1 protein-coding gene is annotated in these 1,180 nt (G+C 79.1%); it reads left to right on the top strand.

All coding sequences use genetic code 11. The annotated features are described in order from the left end of the window. The coding region (locus tag K377_RS41240; RefSeq protein ID WP_146614885.1) for an AMP-binding protein at window positions 1–1,180 on the top strand (1,180 nt) is incomplete at both ends.

The raw sequence follows: 1,180 nt of genomic DNA, 5'->3' as shown, positions 1-1,180 counted from the left end.
CGACGGCAGCCCCGACAGCGACCTGTACATCCGGCTCGACGCCCCCGCCCGCCTCTACGACCGCGCCGAACTCCGCTTCATCGGCGAGGAGCTGATCGCCCACCTGCGCGCCGTGCTCGCCGCGGGCGACAAGCCGGTCGGCACCCTGGACGTGCTCGCCGGCGAGGACCGCGACCGGGTGCTGGCGGCGGCCCACGGCACGCGGACGCCGCAGGCCGGCCCGACGGTCCCCGAGCTGTTCACCCGCCGGGCCGAGGCCGACCCCGGCGCCGTCGCGCTGGTCGACGCGGACGGCCAGGTGTCGTACGGCGAACTCGCCGCACGCTCGGACCGGATCGCCCGTGCCCTGCGCGGGCGCGGCGTGGCGCCCGAGACGGTCGTCGCGGTGGCGCTGCCGCGCTCGGCGGAGCTCGCCGCCGCCCTGCTGGGTGTGGCGAAGGCGGGCGGCGCATACCTGCCCGTCGACCCGGCGGCCCCGGCCGACCGGATCGCCGCGCTCATCGCCGACACCGCGGCGCGCGTCCTGCTCACCGACGCGGCGACCGCCGGACGCCTCGCGGCGGACCCCGGCGCCCCGGTGACCACCGTCGAGGCGCTCCTGTCCGAGGACGCCGCCGACACCCCGGCCACCCCGGCAGCCCCGCGCCCGGACAACCTCCTGGCCGTCCTCCCCGACTCCGCGGCCTCCGGCACGGACGGGGCGGTGGCCCTCACCCACCGCAACCTCGCACGGCTCACCCAGGACGCACCGTGGTGCGCGGCCGACGGCACCACGGTGCTGTGGCACACCCCGCACACCTCCGACGCGCTCGCCCTCGACCTGTGGGCGCCCCTCCTGGCCGGCGGCCGCGTGGTCGTGGCCCCGGGCGGGGACCTCGACGCCGACGCCCTGACCGCCGCGCGCGCCGCCCACGGCATCACCACGGTGTGGCTGCCCGCGAGCCGGTTCGCGACGATCGCCGCCGAACGCCCCGCGGCGCTGGCCGGGCTGCGCGAGGTCGTCACCGGCGGCGACCGGGTGCCCGCCGCCGTGCTGCGCCGGGTCCGCGAGGCCTGCCCCGAACTGACTGTCGTGCACGGCCACGGCCCGGCCGAGTCGACCCTGTTCGCCGCGTGCCACCGCCTGGCCGCGGGCGAACCGCTGCCCGACGCGTCCACGATCGGCCACCCCCTGGACAAC

Origin of the sequence: Streptomyces sp. PsTaAH-137 (genome assembly GCF_003259365.1) — a bacterium.
Taxonomy (GTDB): domain Bacteria; phylum Actinomycetota; class Actinomycetes; order Streptomycetales; family Streptomycetaceae; genus Streptomyces.
Note: the sequence above shows the minus strand (reverse complement) of the source record. Positions and strands in the feature narration are given on the sequence as shown.